This window comes from Moorena sp. SIO4A1, from assembly GCF_010672065.1.
Taxonomy (GTDB): domain Bacteria; phylum Cyanobacteriota; class Cyanobacteriia; order Cyanobacteriales; family Coleofasciculaceae; genus Moorena.
The window spans coordinates 1-1,155 of record NZ_JAAHHX010000938.1 but is presented as its reverse complement, the minus strand read 5'-3'; the positions used below and the strand labels follow the sequence as shown (position 1 = coordinate 1,155).

Annotated in this window: 1 protein-coding gene and 1 pseudogene; both read right to left on the bottom strand. The window is 47.2% G+C overall.

What is annotated here, in order from left to right:
- Positions 1–752 (bottom strand): bifunctional sterol desaturase/short chain dehydrogenase (locus F6K53_RS44270; protein WP_293087252.1); only part of this gene is annotated, 752 nt, incomplete at its 3' end.
- Positions 753–1,006: 254 nt separating this feature from the next.
- Positions 1,007–1,155 (bottom strand): annotated as a pseudogene (locus F6K53_RS44265) (ABC transporter ATP-binding protein); the annotation flags it as partial.

Here is a 1,155-nt window from a genome sequence, read left to right as displayed (position 1 = left end):
AGAATTAGAATATCCAAATTTTCCAAATGTGGGGCTAGTTCGGACTCTTTACTCACTTGCCAAGTGAAGGTTTTTACTGGCAAGCTTTCACCATTGACACTTAAACTAACAGTTTGTTCTTTAGAGGTCAGAGCAATCACTTTTGCTCCCCGTTGCTGGAGATGGTACAACAGTGACTGTCCCAGAGTTCCCGATGCTCCCGTCACTGCAATAGTTTTTCCTTGGAGCGATAGTGCTGTCCCCATCAGTTTGTCTACTAAAGTCAATGTGCCGCCATAGTAAGCCTTTTGGTTATCAAAGTGATGTCGCCAATGGTAGCTGCGATTTACCATCCAAGGGGAAGGAGGATATAGGAATGGACCCGGAAGGTGGGTCATATCAGTCAACTTATCGGCTCCCTTGATGCCATAGCCACGAGCGATCGCACCAAATAGAAATACCATACTGTACACAGAACCAGCCAAAGCTGCCCAATGCATATTTGGTGTCCAGGTATAAGCCAACCACCATAGAACCAAGCCTAATATTAGCATGACCAAGGCTTCTGGTACATCATTACGCCAGTGCGCCTGTCGATAAATGGTATCACTGACAGCAGTTAAATCCTGACGGAAGACCCGATGATGCCACACATGCAAGCGATACAGGGGTGTCCAGTGATGGGACAGGAGGTGATAGAAGTCTCGCACCAGTTCTACCCAAAGAATAGAACCCAGTCCCAAAACCCCTATAGCTAGCCAGAAATCTACCATGAACATGATTATGATGCCTAGAGTGAACAGTAACTTGTTGTGTTGGCAAATTGCCCATTCACATCATAATTAGGTAGGTACAAATAAAACTAAGATGCTGAAGGTGAACCATTAACACTCACCCCTCACCCGTCAACTTTCACCTATCAACTGTCACCTATAAACCCTGGCCTTTGGCCACGCGTGCGCGTTCAACCCTGGCCTTAAGGCCGTAGGCCACGCTGCGCGAACGGCCACGGGTGGGCGTTCAACCATCAACCATCAACCTTCAACATTCCATCTTCCATATAAGACACTTGGTCAGCTACATCGATAATACGAGGATCGTGGGTTACCATCAGCACTGTGCAGCCTTTATCCTTAGCCAGACGACGCAGCAACTCAATCACTGTATGACCACTGT